We start from the raw sequence: 21664 nt of genomic DNA on the forward strand, positions 1-21664 counted from the left end.
CAATCATGCGAGCAAAGGTACCTCGCCCGTCGATCAGGCAGCGGACCGCTCGATCTCGACCCGCTCGATGACGACGTCCTGCAGCGGACGGTCGCTCGGGCCGGTCGGGGTGCTCGCGATCGAGTCCACGACCTTCACCGACTGCTCGTCGGCCACCTGGCCGAAAATGGTGTGCCGGTTGTTGAGGTGCGGCGTCGGGGACACGGTGATGAAGAACTGCGAACCGTTGGTGCCCGGCCCGGCGTTCGCCATCGCCAGCAGGTACGGCCGGTCGAAGCGCAGCTCCGGGTGGAACTCGTCGGCGAACTTGTAGCCCGGCCCGCCCCGACCGGTGCCGGTCGGGTCGCCCATCTGGACCATGAAGCCGCTGATCACCCGGTGCGAGATGGTGCCGTCGTAGTACGGACCGCTGCCCGGCTGACCGGTGCGCGGGTCGGTGTACTCCCGGTTGCCCTCGGCCAGGTCGACGAAGTTGCGAACCGTCTTCGGCGCGTGGTTGGGGAAGAGCTCCAGCCGGATCGGGCCAGCGTTGGTGTGCAAGGTGGCGTAGACAGCCTCGGCCACGGGTACTCCTCACTCGTTGGTCAGTTCCATGCGGATCCTCCCATGTGCCCGATCTGGCATCGCGGAGGCATCCGAAGGTGGAGGATGACGAAGGAACAACTCCCAGGAGGTGGGACCGTGTTTGGAATCGGGCGGCGTAAGTCCGAGGGGCAGCTGGCCAAGGCCGAGCTGAACCAGAGCATCAGCCACCTGGTGCAGGCAGCCAACCACGCCGCCAAGGGCGCGGGTGCGACGGTCGGTCCACGGGTCCAGATGGCCCGCGGCTACGTCGGGCCGGCCGCGGCGATCGTGCGCGACCGCGCCTCGACCGGCTGGGGGACGACACTCACCACGCTGGCACCGCTGGCCGCGGCGGCCCGTGACGGCGCCGCGCAGGCAGAGCCGCTGACCAGGAAGGCCAGGTCGAAGAACATGCGGATCACCGGCAAGAAGAAGCAGCCGCGCCGTCGCGGCTCGATGATGACCGGCCTGCTCGCGGCGGGTGCGATCGCCGGGCTGGCCGGCGCGGTCGCCCTGCGCCGCCGCCGGGAGCAGCAGGAGTGGGCCGAGTACGACCCGACCCGCACCCTGGAGCCGATGCGCGACGAGGTGGATTCGATCGAGGTGCGCACCGCCTCCGCCCCCAAGGGGAGCGACGGGTCCACCATGGCCGGGATGACCGGCGCCGGCAGTTCGGCGGTGGCCGGCGGCGACAGCGCCAGCACCACCGGTGCGGCCAAGCCGACCGGCGTGCGCCCGACCGACAAGGTCCCCTCGGTCGCCGAGGGCGCCAAGGACGCTTCCGGGCGCCCGGCCGACGACCTCACCAAGGCGCTGGGCAAGAACACCGCCCGCACCAACGGCCGCCGCTGACACAGCGGCAGCGCACTGAGCGCCGGCGACGCGGGTTCCCCGCGCCCGCCGGCGCTTCTGCGCGGCCGGTCAGAGCCAGCCGTTACGGCGGAACCAGCGGTAGAGGCCGAGCGAGATGCCCAGCATCAGGGCGAGCACGACCGGATAGCCGTAGGTCATCTTCAACTCGGGCATGTTGTCGAAGTTCATCCCGTAGATGCCCGCGATGGCGGTCCAGACCGCGGCGATGGCCGCCCACGCCGCAATCTTGCGCATGTCGTTGTTCTGGTCGACGGTGACCTGGGCCAGCCGCGCCTGGAGGATCGAGTTCAGCAGGTCGTCGTAGGAGTTCACCTGCTCGACGGTGCGGCTGAGGTGGTCCTGCACGTCCCGGAAGTAGCGCCGGATCTCCTTCGGCACCTCCCGATTGACCTGCGAGGTCAGCGTCATCAGCGGCCGCTGCAACGGCACCACGGCCCGCTTGAACTCCACCAGCTCCCGCTTCATCTGGTAGATCCGCTGGATCCGCCCGTGACCGTTGCGGTCGAAGACCTCGGCCTCCAGCACGTCGAGGTCGTCCTCGAGCTGCTCGGCGACCTCCAGGTAGAGGTCGACCACCCGGTCGGTGATCGCGTACGCGACGGACCACGGGCCCTGGAGCAGCAGCTCCTGCTTGGTCTCCAGGTCGGCACGGACCGGAGAGAGCCGGCTCGCGTCGCCGTGCCGGACGCTGATCAGGAAGTTCGGGCCGATGAAGAGCATCACCTGGCCGGTCTCGACGACCTCGGAGTTCTCGGTCAGCTCGGCGTGCTCGCAGTACCGGGCGGTACGCAGCACCAGGAAGCTGACGTCGTTGAACCGCTCCAACTTGGGGCGCTGCTCGGCCTTCACCGCGTCCTCGACGGCCAGCTCGTGCAGCCCGTAGGTCTCCGCGATGGCGGTCATCTCGATCAGTTCGGGCTGGTGCAGCCCCAGCCAGACGAAGCCGTGCTCCTCCCGGCGGGCCGCGGCCAGCGCGTCCGCGTACGTCCAGTCGCCGGGTTGCCGCTTGCCGTCGACGTAGAGCGCGCAGTCGACGACGCCGCTGCGCCCGGCGCCGGCCGGGGTCGGCGCGGGCGGCGAGCCGTCGGCGTGGAGGATCCGGGTCATCGCCCGGACCGGGGACGGCCACGCCCGGGGTCGCAGCACACGACCGGTGTGCGACGGTGCCATCCCGCCCTGATCTGCCCGATCCGTCATCGCGCCACCTCCCCGCGCTCGGCTGCGGCTTGAGGCTACGCCGGAGGCGACGAAGGGCAGGTGTGACGGCGGTCGCGTGGGGCGGCGCCGGGCGGGCCGGGCCGCATCGGGGGGTGCGGGGACGACACGGCCCACCCGGCGCCCGTGGGGGCGGGGGTTGTGCTGCACGCGTCACCGGTGGTGGCGGCGGCCCGGGAACCGGGCGGTGATCTCCACTACACCTGATGAGTGACGCTCGCAGCATTGTGAGCCGCCGGCCGCCCGGGCGGGAGTCCCGGGACGGCCGGCATCGTCCTTCTGTCGGGAATCTGACAGAAGGCTCAGCCGCGGACGGCCTCGACGGCCGCCGCGAGCCGGCGGACACCCTCGTCGATCCGATCGGCGGTGACCGCCGAGAAGGCCAGGCGCAGGGCGTGCTGCCCGCCGTCCAGCATGAAGTCGCTGCCCTTGACCACCGCGACCCCACGCTCGGCCGCCGCGGGGGCGAGCCGGTCGACCAGCACGTCGTCCGGGAAGTCCACCCAGAGGAAGTAACCGCCGTCGGGCTCCACGAACCGGGCCTGCGGCAGGTGCCGGCGCAGCGACTCGGCGAGCACCCGGGCCCGCTCGCCCAGCGCCGCCCGGACGGTCTCGATCGAGCGGTCGATCTCGCCCGAGATACAGAACTGGTGCACGATCGCCTGGGACACCATGCCGGGCGAGATGTAGAGGCTGGTCGCGTTCCTCGCGATGTCGGCGATCAGATCCGCCGGGCCGACCAGGTAGCCGACCCGCACGCCCGGGCAGACCGTCTTGGTGAAGCTCGACGCGTGCACCACCACGTTGCGGGTGTCCAGCGAGAGCATCGACGGCAGCGCCTCGCCGCGGAACCGGATGTCCGCGTACGGGTCGTCCTCGAAGATCGTGAACTCGTACTCGGCGGCCAGGTCGAGCAGCTCCCGGCGCTTCTCCAGGGAGAGCGTCATGCCGGCCGGGTTCTGGTAGTTCGGAATGACGTGCGCCAGCCGGGGCCGAACCCCGGACTCCAGCAGCTTGCGCAGCTCGGCGGTGTCCAGGCCGTCCGGCTGGACCGACACGCCGTGCAGCTCGCTGCCCATCCGCTGGAGGTTGAGCAGCGTCCGGTCATACGTCGGCCGCTCCACCACCACCGCGTCGCCGGGGCGGACCAGGTGGTCGAAGAGGAACGCGTCGGCCTGCAGCGACCCGTTGGTGACCAGCACCTGATCGGCCTCGACCCCGTGCTTCTCGGCGATCCACTTTCGCAGCGGAACGTAGCCGACGGAGGTGCCGTAGGCCGTGACCCCGGCTGGGTCGGCGTCGAAGGCGCGGACGGCGGCGGCCTTGAGCCCCTCGACATCGACGATGTCCAGCGAGGGAGCCCCACGGGCGAAGGAGATCAGCTGCTCGGCGGTCATGGATGTTGAGCGTACGGGCGGCGGCGGGGGACGCGCGGACGGCACGGCGATGTCCGCATCCTGAGCCACCGGGTCGGGTGACCCCACTCCACCGGTCGGCGTCAGATCAGACCGGAAGGGCGAGCGAGTCGTGCTGCGCTGCCCGGGAAAGTCCCTCCAGGTGCACGCCGAGGGCGTCGAGGAGCTGGCTCCAGTCGAAGTAGGACCGCCAGGCGACGATCCGTCCCCGGCGGGCCCGAACCACGTCGGCCACCTCCCAGCTCACCGTGCGGCCGGTGGGCGAGACGGTGCCGAAGGGCGAGTGCAGCGTGCCGGCGTGGGTGCCGCTCAGGCGCAGCTCCACCGCCGCGCCCCCGGCCGTGCGCACCGCGCCCAGCGGGTCGACCCGCAGGTCCGGGAAGGCGCCGGTCCAGGTACGTAGCAGCGCGGGCAGCTCGATCGGGCGGACCGTGACGCCCGGCATGGCGTAGAACGCCTCCGGGGCGTAGAGATCCGGCTGCCGGGCCACGTCCCGACGCAGGAGCATGGCGTACTGCTGCTCGACCAGACGCTCCGCCTCGCGCATCGGACCCTCCCCCACGGACCGCGGCGTCTCCGCGCCCGCAGGGAATCCCTACCCGTCGATCCGGCCGGCACACCTGCCCGGCGGAAACCCGGTGCGTCCGGTCAGCTCGCGGCGACCACCTGGCTCTCCGCCCAGACCCGCATGATGTCCCGAACGGAGATCACCCCGGCCACCTCACGGCCGTCCAGCACTACCAGGTGCCGGAACCCGCCCCGGGCCATCGCGGCGGCCGCCTCGGCCACCGTCCAGTCCGGGCCGGCGTAGACCACGTCCCAGGTCAGGTGAGCGCCGGTGCGTTCCACGTCGCAGTCCAGGCCGGCGCCGACGGCCTTCAACACGTCACGTTCGGTCATGATCCCGATCCCCTCGGAGTCCGGATCGATCACGACCGCCGACCCGACACCGCGGGCCGACATCATCCGGGCCGCCTGGCGGAGCGTGTGCTCCGGACCGACGACGAGGACCTGGCTGGACATCGCTTCCCGTACCTGCATCACGCATCACCCCTTTGGGACGGTGGCATCCGGTACCGACATGGTGGTCCGTGAATGTTTCCTGGACAAGACCGGGCATCGCAGTTGCACCGGCACGCTCGCTACTGTCGGAACGTGTCCACCGAGCCCCTGCGCTGCGCCGGCGCGCTGGTCGTCGACCACGACGGCCGCATCTTCTTTCAGCGCCGCTCGCCGCACCGACGCCTCTTTCCCAACTGCTGGGACATCGTCGGCGGCCACCTGGAGCCGGGCGAGGGGGTCGACGAGGCGCTCCGCCGCGAGGTCACCGAGGAGACCGGCTGGACCCTCTCGCACGTCCTCGGTCAGGTCGGTGAGTACCACTACATCGGCGACGACGGTCTCGCCCGGATCGAGTACGACTTCCTGGTCCGGGTGGACGGCGACCTGGACCACCCGACGCTGGAGGCCGGCAAGCACACCGAGTACCGCTGGCTGGCCGAGCACGAGGTGACCCTGCTGGACGAGCACCGCGACGTCAACGACGGGCTCATCCGGCGGATCGCGGAGGAGGGCTTCGCCGTCCTGCGGTCGATCGGTCTGTGAACACCGTCGAGCTGGCGCCGCACCGGATCGCCGGTCTGCTCGCCCCGGCCGTCGACCGGGCCTTCATCGCCGGCATGCTGGCCGGCCGGAACGGTGGAGGCGCCGAGCTGAGCCAGCGGTACGGCGGGCCGGCCGCGACCGGGTTCCTGGTGGAGCTGCGCACCCGGCTGGCCGCGCCCGGCGGCACGGTCGACGGGCCGGGGTTCGCGGCGATCACCCGGTACCGCGACCCGGTGGTCTGCCACCGGAGCGTGGACAAGCACGTGGCGCACGGCATGCTCCATCGCCGCCCGGACGGCGGGCTCTCCGCCACTGACCGTGGTGCCGCCTTCCTCACCGAGCTGTACCAGGTGCACGCCGAGGTCACCGAGGAGCTGTGGGCCGGGCAGGACGAGCGGGTGCCGCGGCTGGTGGCGGCACTCGGCCGGCTGCTGGCGTACGCCCTGGTGCTCGCCGAGGAGGAGGACGACCGGGACGGGTCGGCACTCGCCGCGATGGCGCCCCCGTACGAGCCGGACGGCACCCCGCCGGGCGTGCTGCTGCTCAACCGACTCGGCACGATGCGCTACCACCGGGCCGACGCGCACGCAGCCGCCTGGACCGCCGCCGGGCACACCGCCACGAGCATCGCCGCCCTCCCGGCCGGCCCGGAGCGGCTCGCCATCGAGCTGGAGACCGACCGTCGGGCGGCCGGCCCGTACGCCGTGCTCAGCGCGGAGGAGCGGTTGACCATGCTCGCCGACCTGGCGGCGCTGCCCGGCTGACCCGGTTGGCCGGAGCGGCCCGTCCGCCCGGGGCTATCCTCCACCGGTGACGGGGAGCAGGACGAGAAAGGATGTCGGGATGATCGGGATGGTGCTCGCGGCCGGGGCAGGGCGCCGGCTGCGCCCGTACACCGACACTCTGCCCAAGGCGTTGGTGCCGGTGGACGGGGACACCACGATCCTGGACATCGCGTTGGGCAACCTGGCCGAGGTCGGGCTCACCGAGGTCGTGATCGTGGTCGGCTACGCGGCGGACGCGGTCCGCGAGCGGCAGGCCGACCTGGAGAAGCAGTACGGGGTCACGCTCACCCTGGTGCACAACGACAAGGCCGAGGAGTGGAACAACGCCTACTCGCTCTGGCTGGCCCGGGAGTACTTCGCGCGCGGGGTGCTGCTGGTCAACGGGGACACCGTGCACCCGGTGAGCGTGGAGAAGACCCTGCTCGCCGAGCGTGGGCCGGGCATCCTGCTCGCCGTGGACACGCTCAAGCCGCTGGCCGAGGAGGAGATGAAGACCACCTTCGACGCCGCCGGTCAGCTCACCCGGATCACCAAGGTGATGGACGCGGGCGAGGCGTACGGGGAGTACATCGGCGCGACGCTGATCGAGCCGCAGGTCGCCGACGCCCTCGCCGACGCGCTGGAGGCGACCTGGCGGCGCGACCCGAACCTCTACTACGAGGACGGCTACCAGGAGTTCTCCGACCGGGGCGGGGAGGTGCGGGCGGCGCCGATCGGTGACGTCCCGTGGGTCGAGGTCGACAACCACGCCGACCTGGCCCGCGCGCGGGAGATCGCGTGCCGCTACTAGCCCGTACGGTCAACACGCCGCTGCTGATCGAGGTCCGGCGGGGCGCGGTGGCCGACCTGGGGCTGCTGCTGGCCGACCGGCGGATCTCCGCTGGCGGTGACGTCGCGGTCGTGGTCGGCCCCGGCCAGGGCGAGAAGATCGTCGAGCTGTGCCGGCCCAGTCTGGGGTCGGCCGACGTCTTCACCGTCGCCGGCGGCACCATCGACGCCGCGAATGAGCTTGGTGACCGACTCCGGTCCCGTTCGTACGACGCGGTGATCGGCATCGGCGGCGGGAAGACCATCGACACCGCCAAGTACGCCGCCACTCGGTACGGCATCCCGATGGTGACCGTGGCGACCAGCCTCGCCAACGACGGCATCGCCTCGCCCACCGCCTCACTCGATCACGAGGGCGGCAAGGGTTCCTACGGGGTGCACATCCCGATCGCGGTCATCGTGGACCTGGACTTCGTGGAGAACGGGCCGGACAGTCAGACCCAGGCCGGGATCGGCGACGCGGTCAGCAACGTGAGCGCCTGCGCGGACTGGGAACTGGCCCACGAGGTCCGCGGTGAGCCCATCGACGGCCTTGCCGTGACGCTGGCGCGAACCGGCGCCGAGGCACTCATCAATCACCCCGGCAAGATCACGGACGACGCGTTCCTCACCACGCTCGCCGAGGCGCTGATCCTCGGCGGGATCGCGAGTTCGGTGGCCGGGTCGACCCGCCCGGCCAGCGGCGGAGACCACGAGGTCTCCCACGCCATCGACCGGCTCTATCCCGGCACCGGCTCACACGGTGAGCAGGTGGGGCTCGGCGCACTCTTCTGCACCTTCCTCCGGGGAGACCCGGAGCGGTTCGGTCAGCTCGCCCGCTGCCTGCACCGGCACGGCCTCGCGACCGTTCCGGGCGATCTGAGGCTGACCGACGACCAGTTCGTCGAGGCGGTGCAGTTCGCGCCGCGCACCCGGCCGGACCGGTACACGATCCTCGAGCACCTGGCCTTGTCGCCTACCGAGACGCGGGGACGGCTGGCAGACTACGCCGGTGCAATCCGCGACCAGCTTGGCTGACCCCCGTCCCACCATCGCCGACTTCCACCGGGTGAACCGGGGCGGCGGCCTGTTCAGCGAGTCGATCAGCCAGTGGCTGGGCGCCGCCTTCGCGCTGGTCGCCCAGCGGCTGGGGCTGCGCCCGACCGCGTTGACCATCACCAACCTGGTGCTCGGGTTGGCCACCTCGGTCACCGTGGTGGCGCTCGCCGGCCCGGTCGCGGCCGGTGACGTGCCGGCCTGGGTGGTCGGCGTGCTCGCCCTGGTCGGCTGGCAGGTGGCGTACTCCCTGGACTGCGCGGACGGGCAACTGGCGCGGGTGACCGGCCAGGGCAGCGCGGCCGGCGCCCGCGTCGACGTGCTCTGCGACGTGGCCGCGCAGATCGCCCTGGTGGCAGCCCTCGCCGCCACGGCGGTGGCGCAGGAGCCGTCGACCCCGACCTGGCTGGTGGCGACCTTCGCCGGCACCTGGATGGTCAACCTGGTCACCTCGGTGATGCAGGCCGGCCCGAACGCGGCCAGCATGGTCACCTCGACCTCGCTGCCGGTGCGCCTGGTGAAGCTGGTCCGCGACTACGGCGCGGTGGTCTTCGTGGCCGCCCTGGTGCTCGCCGTGGCCCCCGCGCTGGTCCTCTGGGTGATGGTCGCCTTCACCATCGTCAACGGCGGCTTCCTGCTGGCGAGCATCGCGTTCTCGGCCCGCGCCTCCCTGCGCTGACCCCGGCAGTCCCTGCTCCGCGATCTCGCACTTGTCGTCCGGACACATGGGGCATCCCACTAATATCAGCAACCGAAACCGCAAGATCGGCGCGGTGGGCGCGCGCCTTGCTGGATTAACTGCGGGTGGCGGCCTCGGAGCCCTCTCGCCGGCAGTGTCGCTGGTCAGCGATATACCAGGGAGTCATATCTATGCCTCTGAGGTATATCGCTTACCGGGGCGGCGCCGCTCCGACGGGCGTAACGCGCGCGCCGGAGGATCAAGCACGATCTTGCCCCGGCTTGCGGCGCGGTGCAGGGCGGCGCGGCGCGGGCCGCCCTGCACGAGGCTCAGACGTGGTTGGGGGTGCGGGCCAGGCCCGCGTAGATGTCGATGAGCTGCTTGGTGACCACGTCGGGGTGGAAGGTGCGCTCGTAGCGGGCGCGGGCGGCCTGGGTCAGCCCGGACGCACCGGCGCGGGCGACCGGCAGGGCGGCCGCGAGCGCGGCCGGCTCCGGGGCCACCACCCAACCGGCCTCGCCCAGGCCGATCCCCGCCGGCATGGGTGACCCGCCACCTCCCCCGGCGACCGCGGAGGCGACCTCGGCCGGCCCGGTGCCGGCGGGCTCGTGCGGGGCGTCCGCCCCGACCAGGTACGGAATGCCGCCCAGCGCCGTACCGAGCACCGGCCGGCCGCTCGCCAACGCCTCGATGATCACGGTGGGCAGCACGTCGTGCCACATCGCGGCGACGATCACCACCGCGCTCGCCTCGACCGCGGCCTGCACACCGGCCCGGTCGAGCCGACCGAGGTAGACCACGTCGGGTCGCTCGGCGGCGGCTGCCTCCACGAGTGGGCGCAGCTCACCGTCGCCGGCCACCCGCAGCGTGCCCAGCGCACCCACCGGGTGCCGACGCCAGGCGTCCAGCAGCAGGTCGACGCCCTTCTCCGGGGAGAGCCGGGCCATGTAGAGGAACCCGTCACCGAGCGGCGCCGGCCGACCCGGGTCGGGTACGGAGTTCGGCTTCACCACGATGCGTTCGTCCGGAATGCCGTAGTCGCGGAGGTGATCGGCGATCGCCGAGGTGAGCGCGATGTACCGGTCCACCGACCGCCACGTGCCCCGGTGCACGGCCAGGGTGGTCGCCATCAGCGCACTCTGCGCCGCCGAGTCGCGGTAGCAGCGGTGCTTGATGGCCGGCACCCCCAGCACCCGGCCCTTGCAGTCCTGACAGATCACGCCGTCGCGGAAGTAGATCCCCGACGAGCAGACCTGCCGGTAGTTGTGCACCGTCTGCACCACCGGCACACCGTGCCGGTGCGCGGTCCGCACCACCCACGGCGAGAGCAGCGGGTACGGGTTGTGCAGGTGCAGAACGTCCGGTCGGTGCTCGGTGAGCAGCCGACTCAGGTCGTGCTGGGCGCGCGGAGCCCAGATCGGTGAGATCGGCAGCAGCGCCTTCGCCACCTTCGACATCGACGGGATCTCGTCCGAGCTGCGGATGAAGGGCAGCACCTCGACGCCGGCGGCGGTGAGCTGAGCGATCTCCGAGTCGACGATCGTGTTCTCACCGGACGGCTGGGCTTCCCGGTACCGGTTGTGTGCCACCACGATTCTCACGGGAAAGAAGGCTACCGTTGGCTGGTGCCCGAACTACCGGAGGTTGAGGCGCTCGCGGGTTACCTGCGGCAGCGCGCCGTGGGGCGGCGTGTCGACCGGCTCGAGGTCGCCGCGATCAGCGCCCTGAAGACGTACGACCCGGCACCGACCGCGGTGGCCGGTCGGGCGGTGGTCGACGCCCGCCGGCACGGCAAGTTCCTCGACGTGCTCGTCGACGGCGACCTGCACCTGGTGGTCCACCTGGCCCGGGCGGGTTGGCTGCACTACCGGGAGGCGTTTCCGACCACCACCCCGCTGCGCCCCGGCAAGGGCCCGATCGCGCTGCGGGTCCGCCTCGACGACGGCTCCGGGTTCGACCTCACCGAGGCCGGCACGCAGAAGAAGCTGGCCGCGTACCTGGTCACCGACCCGTCGGCGGTGCCCGGCGTGGCCAAGCTGGGCCCGGACGCGCTCGCCGCGGACCTGCCCACCTTCACCGAACGGCTGCGCAGCCGGCGCGGGCAGGTCAAGGGGGTGCTGACCGATCAGGCGGTGCTGTCCGGCGTGGGCAACGCGTACTCCGACGAGATCCTGCACGCGGCCAAGCTGTCCCCGTTCGCGATCACCGACCGGCTCACCGACGACCAGCTGGCCACCCTGCACGCGGCCACCCGGCAGGTGCTCGGCGGCGCTGTCCAGCGGTCCCTCGGGCAGCGGGCGGCGGAGCTGAAGGGCGAGAAGCGCTCCGGGTTGAAGGTGCACGCCCGCACCGGCCTGCCCTGCCCAGTGTGCGGTGACACCGTGCGGGAGGTGTCGTTCGCCGACTCCAGCCTCCAGTACTGCCCGACATGCCAGACCGGCGGCAAGCCGCTCGCTGACCGACGGTTGTCACGCCTCGTACGGTGAGTAATCCCACTCGGCGGTTACGGAGCGGAATCGACCCGGCTGAGCAGAAGCTCCGGTCCACGGTTCCCGCCACACGCGCATCCATCGGTATAGTGGCCCGGTCCCCGGCTTCTGAAATGGTGCGGAGCCGGCCAGATCCCGCCGGCACCATCGGTCGCCAATCCTTTCCGGGGCCGCGACCGGTCGGAGCCCGCGTGGGAGACTGGGACGGTGGGCGACCCGGGCCCTCACTGCGAGTGAGCGGCACGTGTCATGCGGGAGGACATGGGTGAGGTGACGGCAAGCCTCCAGCGCCCGGTAACCAACGAAGGCCGGAGCAGACTCGTGCGGCACGTCGACAGCTTCGAAATCCAGCCGCCGACGCCGCCGACGCACAACGGCGTCCCCCGGTCGGCATGGGCCAGGGCGCGACGCCGTGTCTCCCGCTGGCACCGCCCGTACACGGCGATCCTGCTCGTGCTCGATTTCGGGGCGGCGGCGTTCGCCAGCTGGATCGCGATCCAGCTCTTCGACCAGGCGGCCTCCGGTTTCTCCGGCACCAAGCAGGACCCGACCTGGTTCCACACCGTCTCCTTCCTCCTGCTCCCGCTCGGCTGGGTGGTCATCCTCTGGAGCAACCGGGCCTATGACCGGCGTTACCTGGGTCTCGGGCCGGACGAGTTCAAGCGGGTGATCCGGGCCTCGGTGACCGTCGCGGCGAGCGTCTCCTTCCTCGCCTTCGCCACTGTGACCCAGCTCTCCCGGTACACCGTCGGCACCGCGCTGGTCGGCGCCACCGTGCTGATCCTCTGGGGCCGCTTCGTGGCCCGCTGGGCCCTGCACTACATCCGCCGGCGGGCCGGCCAGGCCGCGCACCGGATGGTGCTGGTCGGCACCCTGCCCGAGTGCCTGGAGGTCTACGCGGCGGTCACCCGCAGCCCCAACGCCGGGCTGGTGCCGGTCGCCATCCACATCACCGACGGCTACGCCGCGGCCCGGGGGATGCCGACCCCGGTGCCGGTGCACGCCGGCCGGGACGTGCTGGCCCTGGTCCGGGAGGTCGGCGGCGACACCATCGCGGTCTGCGGATCGGCCAGCGCCGAGCCGGGCGAGCTGCGCCGGCTGGCCTGGCAGTTGGAGGGCTCCGGCGTCGACCTGGTGGTCGCCCCGCAGCTGACCGACATCGCCGGCCCCCGGGTGCACATCCGGCCAATCGAGGGTCTGCCGCTGCTGCACGTCGAGGAGCCGACCCTCTCCGGGCCGGCGCTGCTCGCCAAGAATCTGCTGGACCGGGTCGCCGCCGGCCTCGGTCTGCTGCTGCTGATCCCGCTCTTCCTCTCCATCGCCGTGGCGATCCGGATCTCCGACCCCGGGCCGGTCTTCTTCCGCCAGCCCCGGGTGGGGCACGAGGGGCGCACGTTCCGGGTGTGGAAGTTCCGGACCATGTACGTCGACGCCGAGGATCGACTGGCCAGCCTGGTCGACCGGAACGAGACCGACGGCATGCTGTTCAAGATGAAGGAGGACCCTCGGGTCTTCCCGGTGGGTCGCTTCCTGCGGGCCTCCTCGCTGGACGAGCTGCCGCAGCTGATCAACGTGCTCTGGGGTGAGATGTCGCTGGTCGGGCCCCGCCCGTTGCCGGCCGACGACGGCGACTTCCTGGGCGACGTGCGCCGCCGGCTGCTGGTCCGCCCCGGCATGACCGGCCTGTGGCAGGTCTCCGGCCGCTCCGACCTGTCCTGGGACGAGTCCGTCCGACTGGACCTCTACTACGTCGACAACTGGTCGCTGGCGTACGACCTGAGCATCCTGTGGCGCACCATCGGCGTGGTGCTCGCCCGAAAGGGCGCGTACTAGGGGTTGGTTCGCCGGCCCGGAGGGGCCAGGATCGCTGCGTGGGTGGCAACCTCTCCGCCGTCGTCGGCGTCGTCTCACTGGTCACCGCGCTGACCGCGGCCCTGTTGGCGGTGCTGCGGCTGCGTGCCCGCCGGGGCATCGCCACCGCCACCCAGCGGGCCACCTACGAGGTGCTGCACACCGCCGGGCTGGCCGCCGAACCGCTGCGGGCGGGGCTGAGCGCGGCGGGAGCGGCGAAGGCCGTACGTCATCTGCGGGCCCTGGTGGGTGCGGTCGGGCTGGCGCTCACTGACGCCGACGAGGTGCTCGCCCTCGACGGACGCGGCGCGCATCACGGCGAGCAACTGCTCGCGGCGGCCCGCCGGACGATGGAGACCGGGCGCTCGACGGTGCTCGGTGAATCCGAGCTGCACTGCAACCGGGTCGACTGCCCGATCCGGGGTGCGGTGGTCGCGCCGTTGCAGGGCGCGGACGCCCGGGTGGTCGGCGCGCTGGTGGCGATCGCCGACAGCCCGCCGGCGCCCGGGCTGGTGCAGGCCACCCTGGAGACCGCGCACTGGGCCGGCAACCAGCTCGCCCTGGCTGAGCTGGACTCGTCGCGGGAGCGGCTCGCGCGGGCTGAGATCCGGGCGCTGCGGGCGCAGATCAGCCCGCACTTCATCTACAACGCGCTGACCGCGATCGGCTCGTTCGTACGTACCGACCCGGAGCGGGCCCGCGAGCTGATCCTGGAGTTCGCGGAGTTCACCCGGTACTCGTTCCGGGCGCACGGGGAGTTCACCACGCTGGCCGAGGAGCTGCGGTCGATCGACCGCTACCTGACCATCGAGCGGGCCCGGTTCGGCGACCGGTTGCAGGTGCGGTTGCAGATCGCGCCGGAGGTGCTGCCGGTGACGCTGCCGTTCCTCTGCCTGCAGCCGCTGGTGGAGAACGCGGTTCGGCACGGGTTGTCCCGCAAGCCGGGCACAGGCATGGTGAGCATCGAGGCCCGGGACGCGGGCGCCGAATGCCACATCACCGTGGAGGACGACGGGGTGGGAATGGATCCGACCACGCTGACCGCGGGCATCGCCGAGCTGGCCCACAGCACCGGCGACCCGGGTGACGACACGGGCCAGCACGTCGGCCTCTCCAACGTCGACGAGCGGCTGCGGTCGGTCTTCGGGGACCGGTTCGGTTTGGTCGTCGAGACCGGGCTCGGCTCGGGCACCAGGGTGAGCATGCGGGTGCCGAAGTTCCACCCCGGAGTGCGGGCCGGATCGTGAGCGCGCGCGACGAGCGACCGGGGGCCACTGAGTGAGCGCGACCGGGTTCCTCCGGGTGCTGGCGGTGGACGACGAGCCGCCCGCGCTCGACGAGCTGGCGTACCACCTGCGGGCCGACCCTCGGGTGGCCCGCCTGCACACGGCGGGGGACGCCACCGAGGCGCTGCGGCTGCTCCGCGACGGTGACGTGGACGTGGTCTTCCTGGACATCCGGATGCCCGGCCTGGACGGCATGGAACTGGCCCGGGTTCTGCGCCGGTTCGCCCGGCCACCGGCGATCGTCTTCGTCACCGCGTACGACGACGGAGCGGTGGACGCCTTCGACCTGGGGGCGACCGACTACGTGCGCAAACCGGTCCGCGCCGAGCGGCTGGCCGAGTCGCTGCGCCGGGTGATCGGCTCGCGGGTGGTGCCGTCGCATCCGGCGGCGCTGGCCCGGGCTGAGGAGGACCCGACCATCCCGATCGAGTTGGCCGGCACCACCCGGATGCTGCCCCGGTCGGCGGTGCGCTGGGTGGAGGCCCAGGGGGACTACGCCCGGCTGCACACCGCGGAGGGGTCGCACCTGGTCCGGGTCTCGCTGGCCACGCTCGCGGAGCGGTGGGCCGACGCCGGTTTCGTCCGGGTGCACCGGTCGTACCTGGTGCAGTTGAAGTTGATCGCGGAGCTGCGGCTGGTCAACTCCGGTTACGTGGTGGTGATCGACGGGACGGAGCTGCCGGTGAGCCGGCGGCACACCCGGGAGCTGAAGGACAAGCTGGTCCGTGCAGCGAAGCAGGACTGGAACCGGTGACCCCGGCTCCAGCCCCTCTCACCTTCGTCGGCTCCGCCCCCGCCTCGGCGGTCGTCAGGCCTTGACCTGGTCGGCGATGGCCAGTGCGATCGCCTTCAGCTGCTCCACGGACAGCGGAGCCTGCGGCTGCGCGGGAACCGCGGACTCGTCCACCCCGACTATGTTGAGCACGTCCGCCTGGAGCGCCCGGTTGCCGGGCAACTGGATCGCGATGAGGTACTGCACGCTCTTCTGCCGCTTACCGGTCAGCGTCTCGATCTTCATCCGCGCGCCGCTCGGGGTCGTGCCCGGCTCGCACACCCTGCGGTAACGGCTGTCCTCCCGGATGCCCTGCGGCAGCTGGCACGGCCAGTGGAACCCGGCCGGTCCGGCGGACGCGTCGGGGTACACGTCCGGGGTGATCGACACGCCCAGGGAACCCTTGCGCCCCTGGTAGGAAATGCCGGAGGAGCTACCGACGAAGTCCGAGGTGCCGCGGTGTGTGAACTCTGGCGGCTGCCCGTCCGGCTTGCGAGGCTCGCCAAGGTAGTCGGGCATCCAGGTCCACTTCGCGCCGGGCGCCACCTTCCGGAGCGCCCGGTCCAGCTCCTGGCTGAGGCGCCTGGCGGTGGCGTCGGCCGTCTCATCGGTGTCGAAGACCAGACGGAACCGGGTGTCCGTGGCGGGCGAGGAGGCAACGGCCTGCGGCGTGGCCGGCGCGGCCCCGGGCTCCCCCTGGCGTACGGCGACGCTGACGCCGCCGGCCACCGCCAGAGCCAGCACGGCGGCCAACGAGCCGCCGAGCCGCCGGGCGGCCCTGGCCCGCCGCTCCCGCCGGACGATGCCCTTCACATCGACCCGGGGCGGCGGGGGCGTACCGATCAACTCGTCGAACAGTTGGTGACTCATCTGGTGCCTCCCCGCTCAGTACTGACCGTTGACGGCGGTGCGCAGGTTCGCCAGCCCGCGTGCGGACTGGCTCTTGACGGTGCCGGCGGAGATGCCGAGCATCCGGGCGGTCTCCTCGACCGAGTAGTCGAGGTAGAAGCGCAGGACGAGCACCGTCCGTTGCTTCGGGGCGAGCGAGCGCAGCAATGCGGCGAGCCCGTCACGATCGGTCACCGTCTCTGGCACGGCGCCGGCCACGTCCGGCACCTCGGCCCACGACTGCTCCCGGTTGCTCCAGGGCCGACGCTGCTCGTCGAGCCAGGATCGGGTCAGGACCCGCTGCGCGTACGCGTCGCGGTTCTCCGCCCGACGCACCCTGCGCCAGCTCCGGTAGAGCTTCGTCACCGTGACCGAGACGACGTCGTCGGCGGCGTGCCAGTCCTGACAGAGCAGGAATGCGCTCCGTCGCCAGCGGTCCATGCGGTCCGCGACGAAGTCATGGAAGTCGTCCTCGTCGGCCCGCCTCACCGCGGTCTCTCCCGTCTGCTGACCATCACGGTCGTACGACGGAGCGGTCGCCCACGAGGGTTGCATCAGGCAGCGGGAATAACCCCGCGCTGTCGTACGTCGTACGGTACTCGGACGAACGACGAATGGAGCCCGCCCGTGTTCGACGCCGCCACCGAATTCGACCGCCAGCTCGACCGCCTGGTGGAGCTGGGATACCCGGCGCTCGCCGACCTGCCCGAGGACGCCTTCCGTGATCTGGTCACCCCGCTCCGCGCGGCGGCGATCGCGGGCGCGGCCGGGCTGCCCGCACCGACCGAGGGTCGGGTGCCGTTCCTGCTGGTCATCACCCGCGACCTGGCACCGGTCGAGCAGCGGCTGGCACTCACCACGCTGGCCGGCAAGCGCAAGCCCGGCTTCCTCGACCGGCACTACGGCGAGGACGACCTGCCGAAGTTCGATCCGATCAAGGAACTGGACGTGCCGGCGGGTCCGGCGTACCTGCTCTTCGACGTGGACCGCGGCGAGGAGACGCTGAACCTGGCCCCCGCGTCGGCGATGGAGGTGATCACCGGCCAGGACCGGCTGCCGCTCACCATCGACGAGGGGCTCGCCCTCGTCACCCTGTATCCAGCGGCGCTGGCGAAGAACAAGTGCTTCTCGCTAATCGGCTCGCAATGCGGCGACAAGCGGGTGCCGGCGATCTGGATCAGCCAGGGCGCGCCGAAACTGGGGTGGTGCTGGTACGGCAACCCGCACACCTGGCTCGGCTCCGCCTCTGCCCGCCCGGAACGCGTCGGGCTGAAGTGAGGGCGACGCCGGTGTGGGCTGTCAGGCGAGGCCCGCACCGGCGATGCCCACCGGGTTATCCACAGGGATGACCCGTTCTCCACAGGTTATTCACAACGCCACCCACTGATCTCCACGCCGGCTCCCTACAGTCAGGCCCCATGAAGGAACGCCGGGTACTGGTGGTCGAGGACGAACGGACCATCGCCGAGTCGGTCGCCGCCCGACTCCGCGCCGAGGGATTCGCGGTGGAGATCGCTGCGGACGGCCCCAGCGCGGTCGAGCAGTTCCGGTCCGGGCAGCCGGATCTCGTCGTCCTCGACGTGATGCTGCCCGGCTTCGACGGCCTGGAGGTGTGCCGGCGGATCCAGGCCGTCCGGCCGGTGCCGGTGCTGATGCTCACCGCCCGGGACGACGAGACCGACCTGCTGGTGGGGCTCGCGGTCGGCGCGGACGACTACCTCACCAAACCGTTCTCGATGCGGGAGCTGGCCGCCCGGGTGCACGTCCTGCTGCGCCGGGTGGAGCGGGCGGCCACCCCTGCTCCGCCCGCCATCCGCCTCGGCGACATCGAGATCAACGAGCCCGAGCGGCGGGTCCGCCGGGCCGGTGCGGACGTGCACCTCACGCCGACCGAGTTCGACCTGCTGGTCCACCTCGCCGGACGGCCCCGGGCAGTGCTCCCTCGGGAACGGCTGCTCGCCGACGTCTGGGGGTGGGCCGAGGGAAGCGGCACCCGCACCGTGGACAGCCACGTCAAGGCCCTGCGCCGCAAGCTGGGCGCCGACCTCATCCGCACTGTGCACGGAGTCGGCTACGCCCTGGAAGTGCCGTCATGACCGCCACCCTGCTCACCCGCCTGGACCGGGTGCTGGAGCTGCTGCCCCGCCCGCTGGACCCGGTGCGCTCCATCAAGCTGAAACTGGGCGTGCTGCTGGTCGCCTCCGGCGCGGCCGGGCTCGCCTACTTCTCGTACGGCATCGGCTGGCCACCACCGGTGACCTCGGCGACCGCCATCGCCGTGGCCCTGCTCACCTCGCAGGTGCTGGCCCACGGGATGACCTCGCCGCTGCGGGAGATGACGGCGGCCGCCGGGGCGATGGCCCGCGGTGACTACACCCGCCGGGTACGCGCCACGTCCCGGGACGAGGTCGGCGAGCTGGCCCAGGCGTTCAACAAGATGGCCGAGGACCTGCACGCCGCGGACCAGCGCCGACGCGAGCTGATCGCCAACGTCTCGCACGAGTTGCGCACGCCGATCACCGCGTTGCAGGGCGTGCTGGAGAACATGGTGGACGGGGTGTCCGCGCCCGAACCCGCGGCACTGCGCTCGGCGCTGACCCAGACCGAGCGGCTCGGGCACCTCGTCGCCGACCTGCTCGACCTGTCCCGACTCGACGCCGGGGTGGTCCCGCTCCGGCGGGTCCGCATGGACGTGGGGGACTTCCTCGACGAGGCGGTGGAGCACGCCACCGCGAGTGCGACCGGCGCGGGGCTGGACGTGCGCTTCCAGCTCCGTGAGCTGGCGGTGCCCCTGACCGTGCAGGCCGACCCGTGGCGGTTGCACCAGGTGTTCGCGAATCTGCTCGACAACGCGGCGCGGCACAGCCCGCCGGGCGGCACGGTCCGGTTGAGCGCCGAGGAACACGCCGGCCAGCTCCGCTTCGAGGTGAGCGACGAGGGTCAGGGCATTCCCTCGGCGGAGCGCTCCCGGGTGTTCGAGCGGTTCACCCGCGGCGATCGGTCGGCCGGCGGCGGCACCGGACTGGGCCTGGCCATCGCCCGGTGGGTCGTCGAACTGCACGGCGGCCGGATCGGGGTCCTCGATCCGGCCGGACCGGCTCGTGGTGACCGTCCCGGCTGCCGCATCCAGGTCACCATCCCGATGGACGGGTCACCCCGAGAAGAGGCCGTATGACCAGCCCTGCCAGCACCCCCGTCCCGGCCGCCGGCCCGCAGCCCACCGCTCCCGGCCGGCCCGGCCAGCCCTGGGTCGGCCCCGGCCCGGCGCTCCCGCCAGTGGCCGGTCGACCTCAACCATGGGCCCCGACGCCGGCCACGCCCAAGCCACCCTCGCTGCTCGAACGCCGCTGGCCCGGACCGCTCGGTGCCGCCCGTCCGGTGGTGCTGGCCGCGTTGGCTGCGGCGGCGGTCGTCGGCGCCTCGACGCTACCGGTGGTTCGTCCGGGCGTCGGCTGGCTGGTGGCCGCGCTGGCCGCCGCGGCCGCCCTCGTCACGGCCACCGTCGTTCGACCCGCCACGCTGTCGCCGGCGACGGATGTCCCCGACCGAACCGCCTACGCGCCGGGCGACCCGGCGACGCGGGCCACGAACGCCGCACCCGGCGCAGCCGACCCCGCGCCGGCCACCGCCCGTCCCGGTGCCACGGGGGCACCGGGGCGGGTGGCGCGGGCCGTCTGGGCCGCCGCGACCGTCGCGCTGGTCGCGGTCGGCTCGGTCCGGGCCGCCGGCTGGCTCTTCGCGCTCTGCCTGGTAGCCGCCGCGGTCACCGCGACGCTGGCGGTGACCGGCGGGCGGAGCCCGTTCGGGATGCTGGTGGCCGCGACGCTGCCGCCGGCCGCGACGGTCCGGGCGCTCCCCTGGGCGGTACGCGGGCTGCGCCGCACCCGCCCGGCCGGGGCCGGGGCCGGACGCATCCTGAGCAGCCTCGCGGTCTCGGCCGGGCTGCTGACGCTGTTCGGTCTGCTCTTCTCCTCGGCCGACGCGGTCTTCGCCGACCTGGTCGCGGGCCTGCTGCCCGACATCTCGGCGAGCGGTGTGATCGGCTGGCTCGCACGCCTGCTGCTGATCGGTGGGGGCCTGCTCGGCGGCGCGTACCTGGTCAGCCGCCCGCCCGACCTGGAGGGCCTGCGACCGGCGCCGACCCGACCGGCGCACCGGCTGGAGTGGGCCCTGCCGCTGGCGCTGCTCAACGCCCTGTTCGCCGCGTTCGTGCTGGTCCAGTTGACGGTGTTCTTCGGCGGCGCGGGGCACGTGCTCCGGACGGCCGGGCTCACCTACGCCCAGTACGCCCGCGGCGGCTTCTGGCAACTGCTCGCCGTCACCGCGCTCACCCTGCTGGTCATCGCGATCGCCGCCCGTCGGGCGCCGAAGGCGACCCGGGCCGACCGGCTGATGGTCCGCGCACTACTCGGCACACTCACCGTGCTCAGCCTGATCGTCGTCGCCTCCGCGCTCTACCGGATGCAGGTCTACGCCGGCGCGTACGGCGCCACCCGACTCAGGCTCGTCGTGGCGACCGTCGAACTCTGGCTCGGGCTGCTCTTCGTCCTGGTCGCGGCGGCCGTGGCGCGTCTGCGGGCCGACTGGTTGCCCCGGCTGGTGATCGGCACGGCGGTGCTGGCGCTGCTCGGGTTGGCCCTGGTCAACCCGGATCGGCTGATCGCCGACCGGAACGTCGACCGGTATCTGGAGACCGGCCGGTTGGACGTCGGTTACCTCTCCCGGCTCTCCGCCGACGCGGTACCGGCACTGGATCGGCTGCCCGAGCCGCTGCGGGCGTGTGCGCTACGGGAGATCGCCGACGAGCTGCCCCGGGACGGCCTCTGGGCGGCGAACCTGGGCCGGGAGCGGGCCCGGCGGGAGCTGGGCGTGACCCCGGCGGCCAGCGCCACGGACTGTCCCGGTCCGCTGCGCTGGTGAGCGCGAGCGCTTGACATTCCGGCAGGGCGGGCGAGACTGCCGGGGTGGCCGAGCGACTCCCTGACGTCGGGCCCGGCGGTACGGCACCGCCGCCCCGGCGGACCCGGATCGTGCTGGCCGACATCACCCGGCAGGACAGCCGCGCCGAGCGGACCCGCACCGAGCTGGCGCAACAGACGCAGGTCGGCGAGGCGCTGGTCCGCGGCCTGGTCCGGGCCCAGCTCGCGCTGGCGCTGCGGCTCTCGCTCGTGGTGGCAATCGGGCTCGGCGGGCTGCCCTGGCTGTTCGCCATCGCGCCGTCGCTCGGCCGGACGACGGTCGCCGGCGTCAACCTGCCCTGGCTGCTGCTGGGTGTGGCGTCCTTCCCGTTCCTGATCGGGGTGGGCTGGGCGTACGTGCGGCTGGCCGAGCGCAACGAGCAGGACTTCACCGACCTGGTGCAGCGGCCGGAGCGCTGAG

General features: G+C 72.4%; 23 protein-coding genes. 15 read left to right on the forward strand and 8 right to left on the reverse strand.

Annotated features, from left to right (window positions below; translation table 11 throughout):
• Positions 1 to 33 precede the first annotated feature (33 nt).
• Entirely contained in the window at positions 34 to 564 is a 531-nt protein-coding gene (locus KBX63_RS16625) for a peptidylprolyl isomerase (protein ID WP_210912148.1), read from the reverse strand.
• A gap of 84 nt (positions 565 to 648) precedes the next feature.
• On the opposite strand from KBX63_RS16625, the gene KBX63_RS16630 reads away from it, so the two are divergent.
• The gene (locus KBX63_RS16630; protein WP_210912149.1) at positions 649 to 1416 is read left to right on the forward strand and encodes a hypothetical protein; all 768 of its coding nucleotides are present in this window, start codon (positions 649 to 651) and stop codon (positions 1414 to 1416) included.
• Positions 1417 to 1485: 69 nt separating this feature from the next.
• On the opposite strand, the gene corA is transcribed toward KBX63_RS16630, so the two are convergent.
• From corA to KBX63_RS16650, 4 genes are all read right to left on the reverse strand, one after another.
• Positions 1486 to 2634, reverse strand: a complete 1149-nt coding sequence (gene corA / locus KBX63_RS16635) for a magnesium/cobalt transporter CorA (RefSeq protein ID WP_210912150.1) — start codon at positions 2632 to 2634, stop codon at positions 1486 to 1488.
• Between the two features lie 320 nt (positions 2635 to 2954).
• Positions 2955 to 4049 carry a PLP-dependent aminotransferase family protein gene (locus KBX63_RS16640; RefSeq protein WP_210912151.1) on the reverse strand — a complete coding sequence of 365 codons (1095 nt, stop codon included), beginning with the start codon at positions 4047 to 4049 and terminating at the stop codon, positions 2955 to 2957.
• A gap of 106 nt (positions 4050 to 4155) precedes the next feature.
• Positions 4156 to 4614: an ester cyclase gene (locus KBX63_RS16645; protein WP_210912152.1), complete on the reverse strand. Its 459-nt coding sequence runs from the start codon at positions 4612 to 4614 to the stop codon at positions 4156 to 4158.
• Positions 4615 to 4715: 101 nt separating this feature from the next.
• Complete coding sequence (locus tag KBX63_RS16650) at positions 4716 to 5108, reverse strand: cyclic nucleotide-binding/CBS domain-containing protein (protein ID WP_210912153.1); 393 nt, start codon at positions 5106 to 5108, stop codon at positions 4716 to 4718.
• 114 nt (positions 5109 to 5222) lie between these two features.
• Between KBX63_RS16650 and KBX63_RS16655 the strand changes: the two genes are divergently transcribed.
• The 5 genes from KBX63_RS16655 (at position 5223) to KBX63_RS16675 (ending at position 8999) form a co-directional block, all read left to right on the forward strand.
• A complete protein-coding gene (locus tag KBX63_RS16655) occupies positions 5223 to 5672 on the forward strand; it encodes an NUDIX domain-containing protein (protein WP_307871734.1) in 450 nt (149 codons plus the stop codon).
• Positions 5669 to 6436, forward strand: coding sequence for a hypothetical protein (locus KBX63_RS16660; RefSeq protein ID WP_210912155.1), 768 nt, complete (start codon positions 5669 to 5671; stop codon positions 6434 to 6436). The genes KBX63_RS16655 and KBX63_RS16660 overlap by 4 nt, the downstream gene beginning before the upstream one ends.
• 79 nt (positions 6437 to 6515) lie before the next feature.
• Positions 6516 to 7247, forward strand: coding sequence for a sugar phosphate nucleotidyltransferase (locus tag KBX63_RS16665; protein WP_210912156.1), 732 nt, complete (start codon positions 6516 to 6518; stop codon positions 7245 to 7247).
• Entirely contained in the window at positions 7235 to 8302 is a 1068-nt protein-coding gene (locus KBX63_RS16670) for an iron-containing alcohol dehydrogenase family protein (RefSeq protein ID WP_210912157.1), read from the forward strand. The genes KBX63_RS16665 and KBX63_RS16670 overlap by 13 nt, the downstream gene beginning before the upstream one ends.
• Complete coding sequence (locus KBX63_RS16675) at positions 8277 to 8999, forward strand: CDP-alcohol phosphatidyltransferase family protein (RefSeq protein ID WP_210912158.1); 723 nt, start codon at positions 8277 to 8279, stop codon at positions 8997 to 8999. The genes KBX63_RS16670 and KBX63_RS16675 overlap by 26 nt, the downstream gene beginning before the upstream one ends.
• Before the next feature lie 329 nt (positions 9000 to 9328).
• On the opposite strand, the gene KBX63_RS16680 is transcribed toward KBX63_RS16675, so the two are convergent.
• On the reverse strand, positions 9329 to 10600 hold the full coding sequence (locus tag KBX63_RS16680; RefSeq protein ID WP_210912159.1) for a glycosyltransferase: 1272 nt from the start codon (positions 10598 to 10600) through the stop codon (positions 9329 to 9331).
• A 24-nt stretch (positions 10601 to 10624) separates the two neighbouring features.
• Here KBX63_RS16680 and KBX63_RS16685 point away from each other — a divergent pair, with 24 nt between their 5' ends.
• The 4 genes from KBX63_RS16685 (at position 10625) to KBX63_RS16700 (ending at position 15379) form a co-directional block, all read left to right on the forward strand.
• Positions 10625 to 11485: an Fpg/Nei family DNA glycosylase gene (locus tag KBX63_RS16685; RefSeq protein ID WP_210912160.1), complete on the forward strand. Its 861-nt coding sequence runs from the start codon at positions 10625 to 10627 to the stop codon at positions 11483 to 11485.
• Positions 11486 to 11749: 264 nt separating this feature from the next.
• The gene (locus KBX63_RS16690) at positions 11750 to 13321 is read left to right on the forward strand and encodes a sugar transferase (RefSeq protein WP_210912276.1); all 1572 of its coding nucleotides are present in this window, start codon (positions 11750 to 11752) and stop codon (positions 13319 to 13321) included.
• A 38-nt stretch (positions 13322 to 13359) separates the two neighbouring features.
• Positions 13360 to 14586 (forward strand): sensor histidine kinase, encoded by a 1227-nt coding sequence (locus KBX63_RS16695; RefSeq protein WP_210912161.1) that lies wholly within the window; start codon positions 13360 to 13362, stop codon positions 14584 to 14586.
• A gap of 31 nt (positions 14587 to 14617) precedes the next feature.
• A complete protein-coding gene (locus tag KBX63_RS16700; RefSeq protein WP_109815705.1) occupies positions 14618 to 15379 on the forward strand; it encodes a LytTR family DNA-binding domain-containing protein in 762 nt (253 codons plus the stop codon).
• A gap of 54 nt (positions 15380 to 15433) precedes the next feature.
• On the opposite strand, the gene KBX63_RS16705 is transcribed toward KBX63_RS16700, so the two are convergent.
• Together KBX63_RS16705 and KBX63_RS16710 are read right to left on the reverse strand one after the other, a co-directional pair.
• Positions 15434 to 16267: a hypothetical protein gene (locus KBX63_RS16705; RefSeq protein ID WP_210912162.1), complete on the reverse strand. Its 834-nt coding sequence runs from the start codon at positions 16265 to 16267 to the stop codon at positions 15434 to 15436.
• A gap of 15 nt (positions 16268 to 16282) precedes the next feature.
• On the reverse strand, positions 16283 to 16774 hold the full coding sequence (locus KBX63_RS16710) for a SigE family RNA polymerase sigma factor (protein ID WP_307871735.1): 492 nt from the start codon (positions 16772 to 16774) through the stop codon (positions 16283 to 16285).
• A gap of 138 nt (positions 16775 to 16912) precedes the next feature.
• Here KBX63_RS16710 and KBX63_RS16715 point away from each other — a divergent pair, with 138 nt between their 5' ends.
• The 5 genes from KBX63_RS16715 (at position 16913) to KBX63_RS16735 (ending at position 21663) form a co-directional block, all read left to right on the forward strand.
• A complete protein-coding gene (locus tag KBX63_RS16715) occupies positions 16913 to 17563 on the forward strand; it encodes a DUF5701 family protein (RefSeq protein WP_210912164.1) in 651 nt (216 codons plus the stop codon).
• Between the two features lie 140 nt (positions 17564 to 17703).
• Positions 17704 to 18381 (forward strand): response regulator transcription factor, encoded by a 678-nt coding sequence (locus KBX63_RS16720; protein ID WP_210912165.1) that lies wholly within the window; start codon positions 17704 to 17706, stop codon positions 18379 to 18381.
• Positions 18378 to 19460, forward strand: a complete 1083-nt coding sequence (locus KBX63_RS16725; RefSeq protein WP_210912166.1) for a HAMP domain-containing sensor histidine kinase — start codon at positions 18378 to 18380, stop codon at positions 19458 to 19460. The genes KBX63_RS16720 and KBX63_RS16725 overlap by 4 nt, the downstream gene beginning before the upstream one ends.
• Positions 19457 to 21205, forward strand: a complete 1749-nt coding sequence (locus KBX63_RS16730) for a DUF4153 domain-containing protein (protein ID WP_210912167.1) — start codon at positions 19457 to 19459, stop codon at positions 21203 to 21205. Before KBX63_RS16725 ends, KBX63_RS16730 begins: the two co-directional genes overlap by 4 nt.
• Positions 21206 to 21249: 44 nt before the next feature.
• Positions 21250 to 21663, forward strand: coding sequence for a hypothetical protein (locus KBX63_RS16735; RefSeq protein WP_210912168.1), 414 nt, complete (start codon positions 21250 to 21252; stop codon positions 21661 to 21663).
• Position 21664: the final 1 nt, after the last annotated feature.

The sequence above is a fragment of the Micromonospora sp. U21 genome, from assembly GCF_018070045.1.
In the GTDB taxonomy this organism is placed as follows: domain Bacteria; phylum Actinomycetota; class Actinomycetes; order Mycobacteriales; family Micromonosporaceae; genus Micromonospora.

Excerpts from the sequence above, each read along its gene's own strand:
- KBX63_RS16720 (WP_210912165.1), top strand. The coding sequence starts at position 17,704 with ATGAAGGAACGCCGGGTACTGGTGGTCGAGGACGAACGGACCATCGCC.
- corA (WP_210912150.1), bottom strand. The coding sequence starts at position 2,634 with ATGACGGATCGGGCAGATCAGGGCGGGATGGCACCGTCGCACACCGGT.
- KBX63_RS16640 (WP_210912151.1), bottom strand. The coding sequence starts at position 4,049 with ATGACCGCCGAGCAGCTGATCTCCTTCGCCCGTGGGGCTCCCTCGCTG.
- KBX63_RS16645 (WP_210912152.1), bottom strand. The coding sequence starts at position 4,614 with ATGCGCGAGGCGGAGCGTCTGGTCGAGCAGCAGTACGCCATGCTCCTG.
- KBX63_RS16665 (WP_210912156.1), top strand. The coding sequence starts at position 6,516 with ATGATCGGGATGGTGCTCGCGGCCGGGGCAGGGCGCCGGCTGCGCCCG.
- KBX63_RS16730 (WP_210912167.1), top strand. The coding sequence starts at position 19,457 with ATGACCAGCCCTGCCAGCACCCCCGTCCCGGCCGCCGGCCCGCAGCCC.
- KBX63_RS16725 (WP_210912166.1), top strand. The coding sequence starts at position 18,378 with ATGACCGCCACCCTGCTCACCCGCCTGGACCGGGTGCTGGAGCTGCTG.
- KBX63_RS16630 (WP_210912149.1), top strand. The coding sequence starts at position 649 with ATGACGAAGGAACAACTCCCAGGAGGTGGGACCGTGTTTGGAATCGGG.
- KBX63_RS16690 (WP_210912276.1), top strand. The coding sequence starts at position 11,750 with ATGGGTGAGGTGACGGCAAGCCTCCAGCGCCCGGTAACCAACGAAGGC.
- KBX63_RS16650 (WP_210912153.1), bottom strand. The coding sequence starts at position 5,108 with ATGCAGGTACGGGAAGCGATGTCCAGCCAGGTCCTCGTCGTCGGTCCG.
- KBX63_RS16705 (WP_210912162.1), bottom strand. The coding sequence starts at position 16,267 with ATGAGTCACCAACTGTTCGACGAGTTGATCGGTACGCCCCCGCCGCCC.